This is a genomic window from Mesorhizobium sp. P3_B5, from assembly GCF_056402815.1.
On record NZ_JBFUGR010000003.1, the window covers coordinates 278,215 to 296,237 of the forward strand.

The 18,023-nt window shown below is 62.7% G+C and carries 19 protein-coding genes; 15 read left to right on the forward strand and 4 right to left on the reverse strand.

Features of this window, described 5'->3' with window-relative positions:
* The first annotated feature begins 67 nt into the window (after positions 1-67).
* The 4 genes from AC1DVW_RS11075 to AC1DVW_RS11090 all read left to right on the forward strand — a co-directional run bounded on the left by AC1DVW_RS11075 (position 68) and on the right by AC1DVW_RS11090 (position 2,889).
* Positions 68-511: a DsrE family protein gene (locus AC1DVW_RS11075; RefSeq protein WP_477323058.1), complete on the forward strand. Its 444-nt coding sequence runs from the start codon at positions 68-70 to the stop codon at positions 509-511.
* A gap of 62 nt (positions 512-573) precedes the next feature.
* Positions 574-1,359 (forward strand): SDR family NAD(P)-dependent oxidoreductase, encoded by a 786-nt coding sequence (locus tag AC1DVW_RS11080; RefSeq protein ID WP_477323059.1) that lies wholly within the window; start codon positions 574-576, stop codon positions 1,357-1,359.
* Positions 1,360-1,408: 49 nt separating this feature from the next.
* On the forward strand, positions 1,409-1,717 hold the full coding sequence (locus AC1DVW_RS11085; RefSeq protein WP_477245598.1) for a putative quinol monooxygenase: 309 nt from the start codon (positions 1,409-1,411) through the stop codon (positions 1,715-1,717).
* 83 nt (positions 1,718-1,800) lie between these two features.
* On the forward strand, positions 1,801-2,889 hold the full coding sequence (locus AC1DVW_RS11090) for an AbrB family transcriptional regulator (protein WP_477245600.1): 1,089 nt from the start codon (positions 1,801-1,803) through the stop codon (positions 2,887-2,889).
* Between the two features lie 86 nt (positions 2,890-2,975).
* Here the strand turns inward: AC1DVW_RS11090 and AC1DVW_RS11095 are convergent, their stop codons facing one another.
* On the reverse strand, positions 2,976-3,752 hold the full coding sequence (locus AC1DVW_RS11095; protein WP_477245602.1) for an esterase family protein: 777 nt from the start codon (positions 3,750-3,752) through the stop codon (positions 2,976-2,978).
* A 3-nt stretch (positions 3,753-3,755) separates the two neighbouring features.
* A complete protein-coding gene (locus AC1DVW_RS11100) occupies positions 3,756-4,922 on the reverse strand; it encodes an ATP-grasp domain-containing protein (protein ID WP_477245604.1) in 1,167 nt (388 codons plus the stop codon).
* A 498-nt stretch (positions 4,923-5,420) separates the two neighbouring features.
* Here AC1DVW_RS11100 and leuA point away from each other — a divergent pair, with 498 nt between their 5' ends.
* From leuA to AC1DVW_RS11120, 4 genes are all read left to right on the forward strand, one after another.
* The gene (gene leuA, locus AC1DVW_RS11105) at positions 5,421-7,088 is read left to right on the forward strand and encodes a 2-isopropylmalate synthase (RefSeq protein ID WP_477323060.1); all 1,668 of its coding nucleotides are present in this window, start codon (positions 5,421-5,423) and stop codon (positions 7,086-7,088) included.
* Between the two features lie 301 nt (positions 7,089-7,389).
* Positions 7,390-9,165, forward strand: coding sequence for a tetratricopeptide repeat protein (locus AC1DVW_RS11110; protein ID WP_477323062.1), 1,776 nt, complete (start codon positions 7,390-7,392; stop codon positions 9,163-9,165).
* A gap of 110 nt (positions 9,166-9,275) precedes the next feature.
* Positions 9,276-10,079, forward strand: coding sequence for an alpha/beta fold hydrolase (locus AC1DVW_RS11115; RefSeq protein ID WP_477323063.1), 804 nt, complete (start codon positions 9,276-9,278; stop codon positions 10,077-10,079).
* Between the two features lie 79 nt (positions 10,080-10,158).
* A complete protein-coding gene (locus tag AC1DVW_RS11120) occupies positions 10,159-10,770 on the forward strand; it encodes a hypothetical protein (RefSeq protein ID WP_477245612.1) in 612 nt (203 codons plus the stop codon).
* Here the strand turns inward: AC1DVW_RS11120 and AC1DVW_RS11125 are convergent.
* Complete coding sequence (locus AC1DVW_RS11125; protein WP_477323064.1) at positions 10,760-11,689, reverse strand: metallophosphoesterase family protein; 930 nt, start codon at positions 11,687-11,689, stop codon at positions 10,760-10,762. The two genes, AC1DVW_RS11120 and AC1DVW_RS11125, sit on opposite strands and share 11 nt — an antisense overlap.
* A gap of 71 nt (positions 11,690-11,760) precedes the next feature.
* Here AC1DVW_RS11125 and AC1DVW_RS11130 point away from each other — a divergent pair, with 71 nt between their 5' ends.
* Both AC1DVW_RS11130 and AC1DVW_RS11135 read left to right on the forward strand, forming a co-directional pair.
* Positions 11,761-12,258, forward strand: a complete 498-nt coding sequence (locus AC1DVW_RS11130) for an NUDIX domain-containing protein (protein WP_477323066.1) — start codon at positions 11,761-11,763, stop codon at positions 12,256-12,258.
* A gap of 58 nt (positions 12,259-12,316) precedes the next feature.
* Positions 12,317-12,793 carry an ABZJ_00895 family protein gene (locus AC1DVW_RS11135; RefSeq protein ID WP_477323067.1) on the forward strand — a complete coding sequence of 159 codons (477 nt, stop codon included), beginning with the start codon at positions 12,317-12,319 and terminating at the stop codon, positions 12,791-12,793.
* 10 nt (positions 12,794-12,803) lie between these two features.
* Here the strand turns inward: AC1DVW_RS11135 and AC1DVW_RS11140 are convergent, their stop codons facing one another.
* On the reverse strand, positions 12,804-13,793 hold the full coding sequence (locus tag AC1DVW_RS11140; protein WP_477323068.1) for a glutathione S-transferase family protein: 990 nt from the start codon (positions 13,791-13,793) through the stop codon (positions 12,804-12,806).
* 271 nt (positions 13,794-14,064) lie between these two features.
* Here AC1DVW_RS11140 and AC1DVW_RS11145 point away from each other — a divergent pair, with 271 nt between their 5' ends.
* The 5 genes from AC1DVW_RS11145 to AC1DVW_RS11165 all read left to right on the forward strand — a co-directional run bounded on the left by AC1DVW_RS11145 (position 14,065) and on the right by AC1DVW_RS11165 (position 17,968).
* Positions 14,065-14,601: a GNAT family N-acetyltransferase gene (locus tag AC1DVW_RS11145; RefSeq protein WP_477245622.1), complete on the forward strand. Its 537-nt coding sequence runs from the start codon at positions 14,065-14,067 to the stop codon at positions 14,599-14,601.
* 114 nt (positions 14,602-14,715) lie between these two features.
* On the forward strand, positions 14,716-15,477 hold the full coding sequence (locus tag AC1DVW_RS11150) for a 3-hydroxyacyl-CoA dehydrogenase (protein ID WP_477323069.1): 762 nt from the start codon (positions 14,716-14,718) through the stop codon (positions 15,475-15,477).
* A 72-nt stretch (positions 15,478-15,549) separates the two neighbouring features.
* A complete protein-coding gene (locus tag AC1DVW_RS11155) occupies positions 15,550-16,704 on the forward strand; it encodes a CaiB/BaiF CoA transferase family protein (protein ID WP_477323327.1) in 1,155 nt (384 codons plus the stop codon).
* Entirely contained in the window at positions 16,697-17,485 is a 789-nt protein-coding gene (locus tag AC1DVW_RS11160) for a HugZ family pyridoxamine 5'-phosphate oxidase (RefSeq protein WP_477323071.1), read from the forward strand. The genes AC1DVW_RS11155 and AC1DVW_RS11160 overlap by 8 nt, the downstream gene beginning before the upstream one ends.
* A gap of 144 nt (positions 17,486-17,629) precedes the next feature.
* Positions 17,630-17,968, forward strand: coding sequence for an ArsR/SmtB family transcription factor (locus AC1DVW_RS11165; protein ID WP_477245629.1), 339 nt, complete (start codon positions 17,630-17,632; stop codon positions 17,966-17,968).
* The last annotated feature ends 55 nt before the right edge of the window (positions 17,969-18,023 follow it).

The window sequence follows — 18,023 nt, forward strand, 5'->3', positions numbered from 1 at the left end:
CGTTTTATGCTAGTATCATGGCCGCAGCCACGCAATTTGCAGTGAGCGTCAAGCCGAGGAGGATGCGATGCGCCGACGCGATATGTTCCGCGTAGTTCTTGCCGGGACTGGAACGTTTTTTGGCTTGCGGGTGGTGCAGGCAGCAAGCGCTGATACCACCGGGGAAAGGCAAAAGGTCGCCTATCACGTCAGCGATATCGACAAGGTCAATTTCGTGCTCGGCAACATCAAGAACCACTATGAAGGCACCGGCGGCAATGTCGACATCGCGCTGGTCGTGCATGGTCCGGCGCTTGCCGCCTTCAAGTCGAAGGCCATATCGGCGGCGATTTCCGGGCGTTTCGCCGGCCTTGTCCAGGACGGCCTCAGCCCGCATGCCTGCGGTAACACCATGAAAGGCATGGAGATCACCCTTGCCGACCTGCTCGACGGCTTCCACGCCGCCGACAAGGGCGGCGTCGTCAAGCTCGCCGAACTGCAGGGTCAAGGCTATGTCTATCTCAGGCCCTGAGGCTTGAACATAAGGGGGGCAAGGGCCTACGAAGGACGGGGGAAAATCCCGGAGGAACAGCAGTGCCAGCCACCCCGACCGCCCTCTCGATACCCGATCTCGCCGGCAAGGCAGTGCTCGTCACCGGTGCCTCGACCGGCATAGGGGCAGCACTTGCGCTGGCCTACGCCGCGCAGAAAAGCCGCGTCGCCCTGCATTACAATTCAAGCCGCGACGCCGCCGAGAAACTGGCCGGAACCATTCGCGATGGCGGTGGCGAGGTGTTCCTCACCCAGGGTGATTTCTCGGTGCCTGCCGATGTCGAGCGCGTCGTCGAGGAGAGCGCTGAAAAATTTGGCCGGCTCGACGGGCTGGTCAACAATGCCGGCGGAATGCTCGGCCGCGTGCCCTATGCCGAGCAGACCGAGGCGCATTACGATGCGGTGATGGATCTCAACGCCCGTTCGGTGCTGACCGCCTCGCGCAAGGCGATCCCATGGCTGAAGAAGCAGGGCGGCTTCATCGTCAACACCTCGTCGATCGCCGCGCGCAACGGCGCCGGCGGCGGCGCCGGCCTCTACGGCTCGGCCAAGGCCTTCGTCTCCAACGTCACGCGCGGCATGGCCAAGGAGCTGATCGGCTTCGGCATCCGCGTCAACGCGGTTGCGCCCGGCACCATCGCCACACCCTTCCACGAGCGCTATTCGACGGACGAGCAGATGAAGGGCATGATCGCCACCATCCCGCAAGGTCGCGCCGGCACGGCGCAAGACTGCGTCGGCGCCTATCTTTTCCTCTCGTCGGATTTGTTGAGCAGCTACATCACCGGCCAGGTGATCGAGGTGAATGGCGGCCAGTTGATGCCGTGACCGGCTAATTGCATACTCTTTGTCGCGCAACCCCAGGGAGGCAAAAGGAATGTACGGACTGATCGGCAAGATGCGGGCGACGCGCGGCCAGCGCGACGCGATCATGGACGTCCTTCTCGCTTCGACCGGCGCCATGCCCGGCTGCCTGAGTTATGTCATCGCTCGGGATCCGGCCGACGCCGATGCGATCTGGGTGACCGAGGTGTGGACCGACCAGGCGAGCCACAAGGCGTCGCTGCAACTGCCCGAAGTGCAGGCGGCGATCGCCAAGGCGCGGCCGATCATTGCCGGCTTCGAATTCCAGGTCGAGACCCATCCCGCCGGCGGCTTCGGCCTGCCCAGCGTCAAATCCGGCTGACGCCTGCCGGCTTCAAAAGACCACGCGCATTTTTCAGCGCCTCGGGGCTCGCATTTTTCGCCTGCGGGTCTAAGACCAAAAACATGGACTCCTCGCCTGGCCAACCGACCATAGAGCGCATGGCGCGCATGCGCCCGGTCTGGCAGTGGCTGGTGCTGCTGTTTTTCTCGATCCTGTTCGCCGGCGCGCTGGAATTCGCCGCCTTGCCCGCGGCACTGCTGATCGGCCCGATGCTGGCCGCCATCCTCGCAGGCACCAACGGCGCGACGGTGCGGGTGTCGCGCCCTCTGTTCGGCGTCGCCCAGGCCGTTGTCGGCTGCCTTGTCGCCAGTTCGATCTCGGCCGACATCTTTTCGGTCTTCTACAGGGAATGGCCGCTTTTCCTGGCCGTGGTGGTGGCAACCGTTGCCGCATCCAGCCTGCTCGGCTGGCTCATCAGCCGCTGGCGCATCCTGCCCGGCACCACCGCGGTCTGGGGCTCGTCGCCCGGTGCGGCGACCGCCATGGTGCTGATGGCCGGCGCTTTTGGCGCCGACCAGCGCCTCGTCGCCTTCATGCAATATCTGCGCGTCATCTTCGTTTCGATGACGGCAGCCCTTGTCGCAAAGATGTGGGTAGACACCTCAGGCATCGAGATCCCCTCAATCGTCTGGTTTCCGCCGATCGAACCGGCCGCCTTTGCAGCGACACTCGGCGTCGCGGTCATAGGCGGCCTGCTCGGCAAGCTGCTCAAACTGCCGTCGCCATTCTTCCTCGGCACGTTCATTTTCGGCGCCATCGTCCATCTCGGTTTTGGGGTGACGATGCAATTGCCGCCATGGCTACTGGCGGTCAGCTACGCCATGGTCGGCTGGTCGATCGGGCTGAACTTCACCCGACCGATCCTGCGCCATGCGACGCGGGCGCTGCCGCAGATCGTCGGTTCGATCATCATCCTCATCGCCTTCTGCGGTGGCCTCGGCTTCATGATCAGCCACCTGCTCGGCATCGACCCGCTGACCGCCTATCTGGCGACCAGCCCCGGCGGCATGGACAGCGTCGCCATCATTGCCGCAGCCGCGCAACACGTCGACATCTCCTTCGTCATGGCGCTGCAGTCGGCCCGCTTCCTCGTCGTGCTGCTGGTCGGACCGAGCGTGGCGCGACTGGTGGCGAGGGCGGTCAAGGAATAGGCGGCGACGGGCGGTCGTTCCGCCGCACTTGCCTCGACGGATCGTCAGCCATTTGCAGCCCGGCATCACCTGAATATCAATGCACCTTAGTCGAGCCGGTGCATCAGATCGTCATCCAGCCAGCGGGCGAAGAAATAGACCAGTTGCTTGTGCCACCACGGCCAGTCATGGGCGACATCGCCACCCCAATAGTCGACCCAGGCGGGTATGGATTTGTCGCGCAATATCTGTTCCAGCGCATGCGTCTCGACCAGCATTCGCTCTTCCCAGGCGCCCTGCCCGCAGCAGAAGATCAGCCGCAGCGCCTTCAGCCGGGCAAGCAGTTTCTGGTCGACGATGCCGGGCAGATAGTCGAGCGGCGAGTTGTAGAAAATGTCGCCGTCCAGCGCCTTGCCGAAAAAGTCGCGAGCCGAATAGACGCCCGACAGCGCGATGACGCCGCTGGCGAGTTCGGGAAAGCGGAAGACGAAGTTCGACGAGTGGTAGCCGCCCATCGAGCAGCCTGAGAACAGCGGCCTCAGCTCGCGCCCGCCATTGGCGCCAGCGGCCGTGGACAAAAGTTCCGGCAGCGCCTCTTCGCGCACATAGCGGAAATAGGCCTCATGACGGGCGATGCGGTGGGCGGCGTCGACATGCTTGTTGAAGAAGGATTCCGAATCGATGCCGTCAAGCGTGAACAGCTGGATGCGGCCGGTGTCGATGAACTCGGCAAGCGCGCCGACCCCCCCGGAATCCTCGAACTGATAGAATCGCCCCTGCGAGGTCGGGAAAACCACAACCGGCCGGCCGGCATGACCGTAGCGCTTGTATTCCATGTCGCGGCCGAGGTTGCGGCTAGGCCCCTTGTGATAGGAGATGTCCATCGCTCACGCCTCTTCCGCGTGGATGTAGTCGACCGCCTGGCGCAGCGCCTTCGGATCCTTCGAGCGCATCTGATAGGCGTAATTTCCCATGGCGCGGCTGAAAACCTCTTCGATTGGCTGATGGTGGACGATCTTGTCGCCGTGCGCGGCTAGCACGTCCGCATGGCTGTGCAAATAGTGGAGGTGGCGCTTGCGGCTGGCATAGGCGGTGAAATATTTGCCTTTGTAGGGGCCGCCGGCGGCGTCCTTGACCACCATCTCGGCCCATGCCGCATAGACGTCGATGTCGAACGTGTAGTTGATGGCGTCGGTCATCCAGGCGCCGGGCGGGCGCATGTTGACCTCGAGCGCGATGATGCGATTGTCCTTGGTCTCGAACAGCTCGATATGGAAGAAGCGCTCGCGTACGTCGAACGCTTTCAGGATTTTGCGGCCCGCTTCCTCGACCCCCGGGCTGATCTCCGGAAAGCAGGTGTAGCTCATGTGCCGGTCGTTGTTGACCGCGTCCATTATGCTCTGATCATAGCGGTGGCTGGCCGCCAGCACCACCTCGCCGTCGCGATTGACCAGCCCGTCGAAGGTCACCACCAGCCCCTCGATGAACTGCTCCATGACGAAGGTTACGCCTTCGGGCTTGTCCCGGAAGAACTGGTCGAGCTCCTTGGCGTTGGAAATCTTGTAGGTGTTCGAGGCGCCGGAGCCGGAATCCGGCTTCACCACCACAGGATAGCCGACGCGGCGGATGAAGGTCATGGCCCCGGTGCGGTCAGAGCATTTGCGCTGCGGGATGGTTTCGACGCCGCTCTTGCGAAAGAAGGCGCGCATGCGGCTCTTGCGCTTCAAATTCTTCACGAAGTCGAGCTTGGTGCCATAGATGTTGAAGTCGGTGCGGATGTTGGCTTCCAGCTCCAGCCAGTGCTCGTTGAGCGATTCAAAACGGTCGATGCGGCCCCATTTGTGGATGAAATGGCCCATTGCCCGAAACACCGGGTCGTAGTCCTCCATGTCGGCGATGCGGTAATATTCCGAAAGCGCTGCCTTGAGCTTGCCGTCGAGCGCGTCAAAGGGCGCATCGCCGATGCCGAGCACAGTCGCGCCGGCTTTTTTCAGCCGGTCGCAGAAATCGGCGCCGTTGGCAGGAAAATGCGGCGAGAAGAACACGAAATTCATAGGCGACGACCCCTCCGGCAATGAGGCAATACGGCCCCGTCGACTGCCAAGTTTGGCGCATTTGCCGCCCATGGGGAAGAGCACTCCGGACAAGCGGCGGTGCAGCCCACTTGCCTCTGCATGGCCGCTCCTGTATGAGAACCGCCATGAACACGCGCCACACCTCCGTCGCTTCCCGTCAGACCGGCATTGCCGGCCAGACCGTGCGCGCGCTTGCTTCGACCCTGCTTCTTCTCGGCCTTATCGGCGATCGCCGGGTTCGCTGAAGGAGCGCCCGGCGGTCGAACCGCCGCTTACGCGCACGCTCCTTGGCAAGTCATAGTCAGCGAATGAAATCTGGTACAAGGCGCAGCTCGGCACCAATCCGCCTGAAGGTGGACCCGCCAGCCGCCGGGAGAAACGACAATGAACGCACGAGAAGATATCCGTCCAAATGCCGGGGATGCGACAAGGAGCATGGCAGAGCCAGCCCGGGGTATGCCTGAGGCAGCCCGAGGCATGCCGGACGCCGCCCGCAAATATCAGCCCTATCCAACCGTCGGCCTCACCGACCGCACCTGGCCCAACAAGATCATCGACAAAGCGCCGATCTGGTGCTCGGTCGACCTGCGCGACGGCAATCAGGCGCTGATCGACCCGATGGGCCATGAGCGCAAGGCGCGCATGTTCGCGCTGCTGCTCGACATGGGCTTCAAGGAGATCGAGATCGGTTTCCCCTCGGCCTCGCAGACCGATTTCGATTTCGCCCGCTGGTGCATCGAGGAAGGCAATGTGCCCGCCGACGTCTCGCTGCAGGTGCTGGTGCAGTGTCGGCCCGAGTTGATCACCCGCACCTTCGAGGCGCTCAAGGGGGCCACCAACCCGATCGTCCATTTCTACAATTCGACCAGCGAATTGCAGCGCCGCGTCGTCTTCGACAAGGACGTCGCCGGCATCAAGCGGATCGCCACCGACGCCGCCAAGATGATCACCGACATGGCGGCCCAGGCCGGCGGCGGCTTTCGCTTCGAATATTCGCCGGAGAGCTTCACAGGCACCGAACTCGAAGTCGCACTCGAAATCTGCAACGCCGTCACCGAGATCGTGAAGCCGACGGCGGACAACAAGCTGATCATCAATCTGCCGTCGACGGTCGAGATGTCGACGCCCAACATCTATGCCGACCGCATCGAATGGATGTGCCGCAACCTCGACAACCGCGACAAGCTGTTGGTTTCATTGCATCCACACAATGATCGCGGCACCGGCATCGCCACCACCGAACTCGGCCTGATGGCGGGTGCTGACCGCGTCGAAGGCACGCTGTTCGGCAATGGCGAGCGCACCGGCAATGTCGACATCGTCACGCTGGCGCTCAACATGTACACGCAAGGCGTCGATCCGGAACTCGATTGCTCCGATATCAACCGGATGAAGGACGTCTACGAATATTCGAACCAGTTGAAGATCCCCGAGCGCCACCCCTATGTCGGCGAGCTCGTCTACACCGCCTTTTCCGGTTCGCACCAGGACGCCATCAACAAGGGCATGAAGGCGCTGCGCAAGGCCAACACGCCGCACTGGGAAGTGCCCTATCTGCCGATCGACCCGGCCGATGTCGGCCGCAATTACGAGGCGATCATCCGCATCAACTCGCAGTCCGGCAAGGGCGGCATCGCCTATGTGCTGCAGGCCGACTACGGCCTCAACCTGCCGCGCAACCTGCAGATCGAATTCAGCCAGCATATCCAGGCGATCACCGACGCCGAAGGCAAGGAAGTTCCGGCCAAGCGCATCTACGAGCACTTTCTCGAAACCTATGTCGACCAGCCCGGCGCGCGGCTGAAGTTCCTCGATCACCACACCTATCCAGACACCGCGGCCAAGGGCCGGCGTGTCGTCGAAGCGGTGATCCTCGACAAGGGCAAGGAGGTGACCATCACCGGCACCGGCACCGGCCCGATCGACGGCTTCGTCGATGCGCTATCGCGCCATGTCGGCGTGGATATGTCCGTACTCGACTATTCCGAGCACTCGATGCAGCGCGGCTCGAATGCGTCCGCCATCTCCTATGTCGAGATGGAATATCCCGGCGGCAAGCTGTTCGGCGCCGGCATCAACACCAACATCGTCGCCGCCTCGCTGGAAGCCGTGGTTTCGGCAGCCAACCGCATCGTCGGCCGCTAATGCATGTCGCGCAAAAGTGCGCAGCGGTTTTGCGATAACGACATGCATGAAGACAAGAACTTAAAGCGCGTCGCATGAATCCGTTCAAACGCGACGCGCTTTTAGGCCGGCTGATCTTTCGCGTCTGGCAACTCCAGTCTGCGCATGGCCCGGACACCTGATCCCGGTTCCGGGTCATGCGTTAACCCATCGGGAAATATCCGGTGGGGTACGCGATCGCATAATACGCGCACGCTTGTGCAGCGGCGCAGGCTCTATATGATCGCGCCCTAACCTGTGCCGACTTCGAGAGGATCGACACTTGCAGCATGCCACGCCTGCCGCCCCCGCAGTGCGCGAGACGTTGGAGCGATTGCTCGCCAGCGAAACGTTCGGGAGATCCGAACGCGCGCGGAAACTGTTGCGTTATCTGGTCGAGCGCGAGCAGGCCGGTGAAGCCGACAGGCTCAAGGGCTTTTCCATTGCCATGGACGTTTTCGGCAAGGACGACGATTTCGATTCGTCGACCGATGCCGTGGTCAGGGTGCAGGCGGGCAGGCTGCGCGAGCTTCTGCAGCAGTACTTCGCCAATGAGGGCGTTGCCGAGCCGGTCCGTATCGCCATTCCCCGCGGCGGCTATGTTCCATCCTATGAGCTCAACGCCATTCGCTTGCCGGCCGGGCGAGAGCCAGTGGAACAGGCAGCGGTAGCAGCCGCTCTGTCCGGATTGCCTGAAGAGCCCGGTAGCAGCGCGCATCCTGCTTCATTGATGTCGTCGGCAGTTGCCGAGCCGGGACCCGCCTTGGCGCGCCATCTCCAGTTCTTCTGGGTGGCGATGGCTCTGGTCATCGCCATGCTGGGTGTGCTGATCCTTCGCCAGGGCAGCGGTGAGCTGCTCGCCAACGGTGACGCAGGCTCGGCGGTCGAGACCGCGGTGGCCACCGGCAGCATCGCATCGCCTCCGGTGGAGACCTTGCCCCTGGTCTATATCGCCGTGAAGGACAACGGCGCCGAAGCTGCCCGTGTGGCTGCATCGCTGCGCGCCGGCCTTGCCGGTTTCGACACCATCGACTTCATCGGGCGCGACGCCGACGGCACGCCAGACCCTGTCACCGACGCCACCAGCTTCGTGTTCGAGATTTCGCCGGGGCCAGCGGCGGGCGATGTCACGCTCGAACTTCAGAGCGTTGCCACCGGTCGCGTATTGCTGTCCCGCAATTTGACAGCCGCCAACAGCGCCCCTGCCGCCGTCGAGGACAGCATCGCCAACATCTTGAGTTCGACCATTCCTGCCTCCGGTACGATCTACGCCTATATCGAGCAGAGCGGCATTGAGACCGGTCTCACCGAATGCCTGGTGCTCAACGACAAATACTATCTCGACCAGAGCGCCAAAACCCATGAGGCTGCCTATCGCTGCCTCGAAAACCTGGCCAACCGGGATGCGAAGTCGTCGCTGGTCTATTCGGAACTCGCATCCCTGCATCTTGAGGCAGTCACCGATCACTACGCCTATCCGTCCGGCGCGACAGTGGAACAGGCGATGTCTTTCGCCCACCGCGCCGTGCAGATGGGACCGATGAGCCCCTATGCGCACCGCGCCTATGGCTACCTCTATTCGCGCCTCGGCAATTCGGAAGAATCGATCCGCTGGATGCACAAGGCCTACGACCTCAACCCCTACGACCTCGGCATGGCCGCGGCTTACGGCTATGGACTGATTTTCGCCGGCAAATACGCCGAGGGAACACCGATCCTTGCCCACGCCGTCGACATCTCCAGCGGCCACCCGACATGGTGGGATTTTGGGCTGTTTGTCGGCGAGTTCATGGTCGGCGATATGAACAAGGCCGCGCTGGCCAGCGAGGCATTGCGGACGACGGCGACGAAATCGCATTATCTAGCAGCGCGCCTGATCGGCGCCAAAGCCGCCGGCCGCGATCAGCTGGCGAGCAAACTGGTGGATGAACTGGTCGCCAAATTTCCCAAATTCGCCGCCAATCCGCGCGCGACTTTCGTCGACAGGAAATATCCCGCCGACCTGACCGACCGGCTGGTCGAGGCGCTGCGCGCCGCCGGGCTCGGCAATGCCAGCTAAGCTTTTCTAACATCGCGAAAATTTTACTGGCCATCGATCTGGACTAGGAGCAATCCAGCCACAATCTGGAATTTCGTGCCTGCCTGGTCCCGCGACAACCCATAAACTTCATGATCTCATCCCTCTACGCTGCCGAACGGGGCGCCGGCCAGAAGACGATCGTCTTCTTGCACGGCTTCGGCGGGTGCCATGATGTCTGGCGCGAGGTGACCTCGGCACTGTCGCCCGGTATTCGGACGCTGGCTTATGATCTTCCCGGCCACGGACTGTCCCTCGATTTTCCCGGCAGCGGTCCTGCCAAGACGGCCGCCCGGGCGGTTCTGGCAGATCTTACCGCGCGCAAAACAGAAAGAGTGCATCTCGTCGGCCATTCGATGGGCGGGGCGGTGGCGACGCTGATGGCGTTGATCGAGCCCGAAAGGATAGCCTCGCTGACGCTCCTTGCGCCGGGTGGATTTGGCACGGAGATCAATGGACCGCTGTTGCGCCGCTACGCCGCGGCTGCCGACAGGCGTGAAATTCGCGCTTGCCTTGCCGCCATGTCCGGGCCGCAAAGCCTGCCGCAGGAACATCTGATTGATGTCTTCGGTGGGATGCGCCGGCGCCCTGGGCAGTTGCAGAAACTTGTCGAGATGGCAGCCGCCATGACCAGGGATGATCGACAGGGCGTCATCCCGCGCGAACAGCTCGACACGCTTGATATGCCGGTGATGCTGGTTTGGGGAACGGATGACCCGGTGCTGCCTTTCACCCAGGCCGATGACTTGCCGGTGCATTTTCACCTGCACCATGTGCTGGAAGCCGGCCATATGCTGGTCGAGGAAGCGCCAGGCCTGATCGCCGAGGCCGTCCGCCGCAACATGAACCGCCGCGGCAGGCGCCCTCGTCCAAGGCTCGATGCAGCTGCGAGTTGAGCCCCGCTGCCAACTCGCCAGTGCATTTTGCCGGCGGCTGTGTTAACTCGCTGTTAACCATACCCGCGAGGCCATGCCCATGAAGGACGCAGGCGAGAACGTGACACCCATCGACCAGTCGCGAAAGCTGTCCGACGCCATTCGCGACGTGAAGAACGCCTTCGCCGACCGCGACGATGTCGTGGTCGACATGCGCGAGGCGCATCGCATGCGCCTCGATTTGCTTGCCGCCGAACTCGCCCCTGTCTTCGCCGATGTGCCGGCCGATATGGACAATTTCGACTTCGCCGTCTCGTCCGGCCTGCAGCCGCGCCTTTGGATCGACGCCGTCAGCCATGTCGCCATGGGGCGCGATCGCCGCACCTATCGCTTCCTCAGGGATACGCGCATCGGCCGTGTCGTGCTTGCCGAATCCACCGATATGAAACCGGTTGCCGATCAGGTGACGCGCTATGTCGCCGAGCGCGTCGTCGAGCGCCAGCGAATGATGGAAGGCGGGGTCGAGCACGCCGGCGTGAGGCGCAATGCCGTGGCGGAAGCCGAGCCGCCGCTGCACTCCGCCAAGCGCGGCAACGGGTGGACGACCTTCCTGTCCGGCCTCGGCTTGATCACCGCCGGCGCGCTTGTCGGGTTGGCCGTCTCGGCCGCGCTGTTCTGGGATCGCCTCATGGCGATGAAAATCAGCTTTTAACCAACGATGCCTCGGCATCCGCGCCGAGTTCCAGCGTCTGCAAATCGGATGGCGGCATTGCCGGCCCGGTCAGGCCGCGTCGCGTCAGCTTGATCCGCCAGCTGCCTTTTTCACCATCGATATCAATCAGATTGTATTGTGCTGCCGGCTGCTTGCCGCCTGGCGCTTGTCCCGCGGCAGCGACGCCGACCGCCGGAATCTTGACGCCGCGACCGCCGATGAAGAACAGCGATGGCAGATGCGAATGGCCGTGCAGCACCAGTTCGGCCCCGTGCCGGTGAACGGTCTTGTTGAAGCGGGCGATGCCGAACAGCCGCTTGTGTTGCGAAACGGCGCCGCGCACAGGCGGATGGTGGATCATGATCACCCGGAAAAGACCTTGCCTGGCCGTTGCGTCGAGCAGCTTGCCGAGCCTCTCCGCCTGTCCCTCCATGAAGAAGCCGTTGGCCATGAACGGCGCCGTGGCGCGTGCTGTCGAGACGCCGATCAGCGCGACATTGCCGCGCACGCGCAGATAGGGAAAAGCGTTGCGGTCGACCGGCGCATTGACACCGTCGCCGCTCATCCACGCCGCCCAGGAACGGCAGGTCTTGTCGAAGGCGCCCGGCACATAAGCGTCGTGGTTGCCCGGAACGACCGACACATCGTGCGGAGAGCCCAACGTCTCCAGCCAGTGCTTGGCCATCTCGATCTCGCCGTCGAGCGCCAGGTTGACCAGATCGCCGGTGATCGCGAGATGGTCGGGTGCGCTCGCCTTAAGGTCGGCGACGATCGTGTCGATGACGGCGTCGTGCATATGGCGGCGGCGGTTGCGCTGCCAGTTGACGTAGCCGACCACGCGCTTGGAGGCGAGATCGCGATAGGTTACATCGGGAAGCGGCCCCAGATGGACATCGGAAATATGCGCGAGCCTGAACATTCCTCCTTCATAAGCGACGCGCCCCCCGCTTTCCACTCCCGGTTTCCTTTCCAGCCACGGTTTGGCTGGTGATGGCGACCGACACGGAAGCCGCCTTCCGCCAGACCGGCTGGCCGGGCTTCAGGGCAAGGCTGTTCCACCTTTATTTCGTGCTGCGGCGACCGATGACGCTCGGCGTGCGCGGCCTGATCCACGACCGCACCTCCAACTCGGTCTTTCTCATTCACCACACCTATGTTCCGGGCTGGCAGCTTCCGGGAGGCGGCGTCGAGGTTGGCGAGACGCTGGTCGAGGCGCTGACACGCGAACTTGCCGAAGAGGGCAACATCGCCTTGACCGCTCCGCCGCTGCTGAAATCGATGCATTTCAACCGTCGCTCCAGCAACCGCGACCATGTCGGCTTCTACCTGATCGAAAACTTCACTCAGACAGCGCCGAAATTGCCGGACCACGAGATCGCCGAAGCTGGTTTCTTTCCCCTAGACCGATTGCCGCAAGACACGACGCCGGCAACGCTGCGGCGGATCGCCGAGGTTTTTGGGGGAAACCCGGTGTCGCCTTACTGGTAGACTTGATTTGCTTGCAATATTTCAGATTACTCCTGCTAGAAATGTGGAGGGCACTGCCATGGATAGCGGGCAAGTAAAATCAGTAAACGTCTGGCCTTATGTCGGATCTTATACCCTGATGATGATAGGCTTGACCGTTGTGTTTATCATCATTGCGCTTCTGTTCCCCTCAGTGGGGGACAGCCTCGGCAAGGCAGTCGGTTTTGGCATATCGTTTGGATCGACATCGTTTGCCTCCTACAAATTCATCCGCAAGAACCTTCGGCTTTTCAATCGGCCAGAGTATTGGAAAATAACACTTTATTCGACTCTGGTCTCGTGCCTGCTGTCCTTTTTACTTATGGGTCTTGCGGTTGCGGGTGGCGCCTTTCCGGGTAGTACCCTTCCACCCTTTGCCTGGATTTTTGTCTTGTTGTTGGCCGGACTTGTCGCCTTCGGCATTAATGCCGCTGGCTACTCAAGCAGCATTGGCAAGGCTTACTTGAAGGCGGAACTTGCCAGGCAGGCTCGTATCAGCAGCGAGACTTTCACCTAGTCTGCGGGTTTCACGCCGCCTTCCTGAACCGCGCGCGATCGTGCGGCGCGGCATAGTCCAGCTCCGGACCGACCGGCACGATCCGCGTCGGGTTGATCGTCTCGTGACTGCCGTAATAATGCGCCTTGATGTGATGCAGGTTCACCGTGCCGGCGACGCCGGGCACCTGGTAGAGATCGCGCAGATAGTTCGACAGGTTCGGATAGTCGGCGATGCGGCGCAGATTGCATTTGAAATGACCGACATAGACCGGATCGAAACGCACCAGCGTGGTGAACAGCCGCCAGTCGGCTTCGGTGATGCGGTCGCCGGTGAGGTAGCGCTGTTCCGACAGCCTGTCCTCCAGCGTGTCGAGCGCCGCGAATAGCTCGCCAAAGGCTTCTTCATAGGCCGCTTGCGTGGTGGCGAAGCCGGCACGATAGACGCCGTTGTTGATGGCGGGATAGATCAGCGCATTGATCTTGTCGATCTCGCCGCGCAACGCCGGCGGGTAAAAGTCGACGTTGGCATCGCCCCAGGCGTCAAAGGCCGAATTCAGCATCCGGATGATCTCGGAGGATTCGTTGGAGACGATGGTCTGCAGCTTCTTGTCCCACAGCACCGGCACCGTCACCCGGCCGGAATAGGCGGGATCGGCCCTGGTGTAGATCTGATGCAGGAAGTCGAGGCCGTAGAGCGTGTCGCCGGTGGCGCCGTCCTCGGCCAGGAACGTCCAGCCATTCGCACCCATGAAGTGATGCACGACCGAGACGGAGATGATGCCCTCGAGCTTTTTCAGGGCGCGAAAGATCAGCGTCCGGTGCGCCCAGGGACAGGCCAGCGAGACATAGAGGTGATAGCGGCCGGGCTCGGCCTTGAAGCCACGGCTGCGTCCCTCGGCCGGCGCACCGTCGCGGGTGATCCAGTCACGCCACTGCGCCTGCGTCCGTACGAACTTGCCGCCGCTGTCCTTGGTGTCGTACCAGCGATCCTGCCATCTGCCTTCGACCAGCAATCCCATGCAAATATCCTTTCGTCTTTGCGCTGATGTAGGCGCAAAGACGCCATGCCGAAGTGGCACGATGTTGAACAGACCGTCACTCTCCAGCGATGGCCGATGAAAAGCGTCGATTGCGAAGGTCAAAAATTGATGCTAGCGGAAAATCCGCATGTTCGACTTTGCCATGATCCGGTTTGACCGACGACGAAAGGGCGCCCGCGCTTGATGCGCTGACTGGCGAACGCTGCCGCTTGCAGCAAACCTTTTCCTCGTAGACCGGAACGCAAAGACCATGAGCCTTGCCGACGTGAAATACCTGCCGGAAACTCCGGCGCACGACCCCGAAATCGAAGCCATCAACGAAGAAGCCTTCGGGCCGGGCCGTTTCGTGCTGGCCGCCTACAAGATCCGCGAGGCCGGCGGCCACGAGCGCTCGCTGTCCTTTGTCGCCGTCGATGGTGACATCGTCGTCGCTTCGGTCCGCATGACTCGTATTGCCGCCGGCGCCGGCCGCGCGCTGATGCTTGGGCCGCTTGCCGTGCGGCCCGCCTTCAAGAATCTCGGCATCGGCCGCCGGCTGGTGGCGATCGCGCTCGAGGCCGCGGCCAAGGCCGGTGTGCCGGCCGTGATGCTCGTCGGCGATGAGCCATACTATGGTCCGCTTGGCTTTAGGAGAATCCCGCGCGGACAGATCTCGATGCCGCGTCCGGTCGATCTCGACCGGCTGCTGGCGCATGAGATCGTGCCTGGCGCCGTGGCGCGGCTTTCGGGCGAGGTCTGCCATGCCGACCTTGCCAGGATTGCCGCGCAGGTCGCGGTCATCGCCTGACCCCCGCGTCAATCGAGTTTCTATTGACCCTGCTTCAATCGAAGATTGATGCTGCCGGTTGCGCCTGCGCACCGGGCTTCGTAGCATGATCCTCACACCTTGGAGGACGCCGGCATGAACCCGAATGGCCAGATTGCGATCGTCACCGGTGGCGGCTCCGGCCTCGGCGAGGCGACGGCCCGAGCGCTGGCCGACAAAGGTGCCCGCGTTGCCATATTCGATATCGGCATCGAGCGGGCTCAGAAGGTGGCGGGCGACATTGGCGGCATCGCCGTCCAATGCGATGTGAGCAGCGCCGACAGCGGCGCTGCGTCTGTCGCGGAGGTGGAAAAACGGCTCGGCGCAGCGCGTATCCTGGTCAATTGTGCCGGCATCGCCATCGGCGTGAAAACCATCGGCAAGGATGGTCCTCACCCGCTCGACCAGTACCGCAAGGTCATCGAGATCAACCTCATCGGCACCTTCAACATGATCCGCCTTGTTGCCGATCGTGCCGCCAAGCTCGATCCCCTGCAGGGCGGTGAGCGCGGCGTCATCGTCAACACGGCGTCGGTTGCCGCCTATGACGGGCAGATCGGCCAGGCCGCTTACGCCGCCTCAAAGGGCGGCGTCGTCGGCATGACTCTGCCGGTGGCCCGCGACCTCGCCCGTTCGGGCATTCGCGTCTGCACCATCGCACCGGGAATCTTCAAGACGCCGATGATGGCCGGCATGCCGCAGGACGTGCAGGATTCGCTGGGCGCTGCGGTGCCCTTCCCGTCCCGCTTGGGCGAACCTTCCGAATATGCCGCGCTCGCGCTGCATATCGTCGAGAACCAGATGCTGAATGGCGAGACCATCCGGCTCGACGGCGCCATCCGCATGGCGCCGAAGTAGCCGGGCGCCCCGGCCGTGAGTGCCGCCCCCTCGGCGAAGACCGGCCCGCTCGCCGGTCTGACCGTGATCGAGATGGCCGGGCTCGGACCAGTGCCATTGGCCGGCCTGATGCTGTCGGAGATGGGAGCCGAAGTGCTGCGCATCGAGCGGACCGGTTCGGACCGGCCGATGCTGCCACTGTCCGATGACTACAACCTCGATTGTCACGGCCGATCCATCCTGCGCATCGACCTGAAGCGCGGGGAAGGCGCCGAACTGGTGCTGCGCCTTGCGCAAAAGACCGACATTCTGGTCGAAGGTTTTCGTCCTGGTGTCATGGAGCGGCTTGGTCTCGGGCCTGATATCGCGCTGGCGCGCAATCCGGCGCTGATCTACGGCCGCATGACCGGCTTCGGCCAGGACGGACCGCTCGCCGGCCGTGCCGGCCATGACATCACCTATCTCGCCTATTCCGGGGCGCTGCACGCCATCGGCCAGGAGGGCGGCCGGCCAGTCCCGCCGCTCAACCTCGTCGCCGACTATGGCGGCGGCGCCATGATGCTGATTGCCGGCGTTCTCGCTGCCCTATTCCAGCGCTCGCGCTCCGGCGAGGGCCAGGTGATCGATGCGGCGATGGTCGAGGGCGCTTCCATGCTGGCAACACCTGTGCACGCCTTGATGGCAGCTGGCCTGTGGAACGACACGCGCGGCGCCAACCTGCTCGATTCCGGGGCGCCGTTCTACGATACCTACACAACGGCGGATGGACGGCACATCGCTGTCGGCTGCCTCGAGCCCCGCTTCTTCGCCGAATTCGCAAGATTGCTGCCGCTCGACGCGGATTTTGTCCGCAACCAATACGACAAATCATCGTGGCCGGACATGCGCACTGCTATCGCCGATCGGGTCAGGCAGAAGGCGCGCGACGACTGGGCTGGCCTGTTTGCCGAGACCGACGCCTGCGTTGCCCCGGTGCTGTCGCTGCGCGAAGCGAGCGATCATCCGCACAATCGGGCGCGCAACGCCTTCGTGAGAACGGGGGCGCTTGAACGCCCTGCCCCGACGCCGCGCTTCTCCGGCTCGCAATCGACGTTGGCCGCTGCGCCGACCGAAGATGATCGTCAGCCGGCGTCCGTGCTGGCGCGCTTCGGCATTTCGAAAAGCGAGACCGAAGCCCTTGTCAAATCCGGCCTGGTGGACCGACAACTGGAGAAGAAGAACAGCTTAAGCGGTGAGCACTTTGGTTGACCGGAACAAGAATGTCATTCGCGAGACCGACGCTGAAGCGATCAGGCTGGCCAGGACGCTGACCCGCAGCGCGCGTTTCGGCGCGCTGGCGGTGATCGAGCCCGGCACCGGTTCGCCACTGGCCTCAAGGGTCGGCATCGCCAGCGATATCGACGGCGCGCCGCTGATCCTGGTGTCGATGCTGTCTGCCCACACTGGAGCGATTCTCGCCGACCCACGCTGCTCCCTGCTTGTCGGCGAGCCTGGCAAGGGCGATCCCTTGGCACACCCGCGCTTGACGCTGGTCTGCCGGGCGCTGCGGCTGGAGCGCGGATCGAGCGAGCATGCCCGCGCCGAACGGCGCTATCTCAACCGCAATCCCAAGGCCAAGCTCTATGCCGGGCTGGGCGACTTCTCGATCTTCCGCCTAGAACCGGAGCGCGCCAGCCTCAATGGCGGTTTCGGCAAGGCCTATCTGCTCGATCGCTCCGATCTGATCACCAGCGGATCGATCGCCGAAGAGCTTGCCGCGAGCGAACAACCCGCCCTCGATCACATGAATGCCGACCATCTCGAGGCAATCGCCGTCTACGCGCACCACTTTGCCAAGGCCAAGGGCAAGGGCTGGATCGTTACCGGTTTCGATGCCGAAGGCATGGATCTGGCGTTGGGAGACACGATTTGCCGGGTCTTTTTCCCTGAACCATTGAAGGCGGCGCGCGACTTGCGGCCGGTTCTGGTCGACATGGCCAAGACTGGACGGCAGCCGGCTATGCACAAAATAGGCAGTTTATCGCCATGAATCAAAAGCAAGTCTTGAGATTTGGAGGAAATGTTCTACGATTCAATATGGCGCTGATTCACCAGCGTGCATCCGCAGTTGAATTTGGCACCAGACGCTATTGCCCCCATAGCGTTCGGATGAGCTGGAAAACATGGGGCATCAATGGTCTCGACTAAGCTAATTGCCAACGCCGAAGCGGCGGCTACGTTTCTCACCCTGATGGGCAACGAGAAACGGCTGCTGATCATGAGCTATCTGTCCGACGGTGAAATGTCGGTCGGCGCCATCGCCGAGAAAGTCATGCTCAGCCAATCCGCCCTGTCGCAGCATCTGGCCAAGCTGCGGGCGCTCGACCTTGTCGAGACCCGCCGCGACCGGCAGATGATCTACTATTCCTGCAAGTCCGCAGCTGTGCGCGACCTCCTCGCCATGCTGGATGGCATTTTTGGCGAAGGTGATCTGTCCCAGATGGCTTATCGCCTGCGCCGCGCCGGGACTTGACCGGCAGGACCGTTCGTCCCTTACCTCGCTGACGAATTGTCGCCCGCGAGGAATG

Coding starts and splice junctions, on each gene's coding strand:
- AC1DVW_RS11075 (WP_477323058.1), top strand. CDS start 68: ATGCGCCGACGCGATATGTTCCGCGTAGTTCTTGCCGGGACTGGAACG.
- AC1DVW_RS11085 (WP_477245598.1), top strand. CDS start 1,409: ATGTACGGACTGATCGGCAAGATGCGGGCGACGCGCGGCCAGCGCGAC.
- AC1DVW_RS11090 (WP_477245600.1), top strand. CDS start 1,801: ATGGACTCCTCGCCTGGCCAACCGACCATAGAGCGCATGGCGCGCATG.
- AC1DVW_RS11095 (WP_477245602.1), bottom strand. CDS start 3,752: ATGGACATCTCCTATCACAAGGGGCCTAGCCGCAACCTCGGCCGCGAC.
- AC1DVW_RS11100 (WP_477245604.1), bottom strand. CDS start 4,922: ATGAATTTCGTGTTCTTCTCGCCGCATTTTCCTGCCAACGGCGCCGAT.
- leuA (WP_477323060.1), top strand. CDS start 5,421: ATGCCGGACGCCGCCCGCAAATATCAGCCCTATCCAACCGTCGGCCTC.
- AC1DVW_RS11115 (WP_477323063.1), top strand. CDS start 9,276: ATGATCTCATCCCTCTACGCTGCCGAACGGGGCGCCGGCCAGAAGACG.
- AC1DVW_RS11120 (WP_477245612.1), top strand. CDS start 10,159: ATGAAGGACGCAGGCGAGAACGTGACACCCATCGACCAGTCGCGAAAG.
- AC1DVW_RS11125 (WP_477323064.1), bottom strand. CDS start 11,689: ATGTTCAGGCTCGCGCATATTTCCGATGTCCATCTGGGGCCGCTTCCC.
- AC1DVW_RS11130 (WP_477323066.1), top strand. CDS start 11,761: ATGGCGACCGACACGGAAGCCGCCTTCCGCCAGACCGGCTGGCCGGGC.
- AC1DVW_RS11135 (WP_477323067.1), top strand. CDS start 12,317: ATGGATAGCGGGCAAGTAAAATCAGTAAACGTCTGGCCTTATGTCGGA.
- AC1DVW_RS11140 (WP_477323068.1), bottom strand. CDS start 13,793: ATGGGATTGCTGGTCGAAGGCAGATGGCAGGATCGCTGGTACGACACC.
- AC1DVW_RS11145 (WP_477245622.1), top strand. CDS start 14,065: ATGAGCCTTGCCGACGTGAAATACCTGCCGGAAACTCCGGCGCACGAC.
- AC1DVW_RS11150 (WP_477323069.1), top strand. CDS start 14,716: ATGAACCCGAATGGCCAGATTGCGATCGTCACCGGTGGCGGCTCCGGC.
- AC1DVW_RS11155 (WP_477323327.1), top strand. CDS start 15,550: ATGGCCGGGCTCGGACCAGTGCCATTGGCCGGCCTGATGCTGTCGGAG.
- AC1DVW_RS11165 (WP_477245629.1), top strand. CDS start 17,630: ATGGTCTCGACTAAGCTAATTGCCAACGCCGAAGCGGCGGCTACGTTT.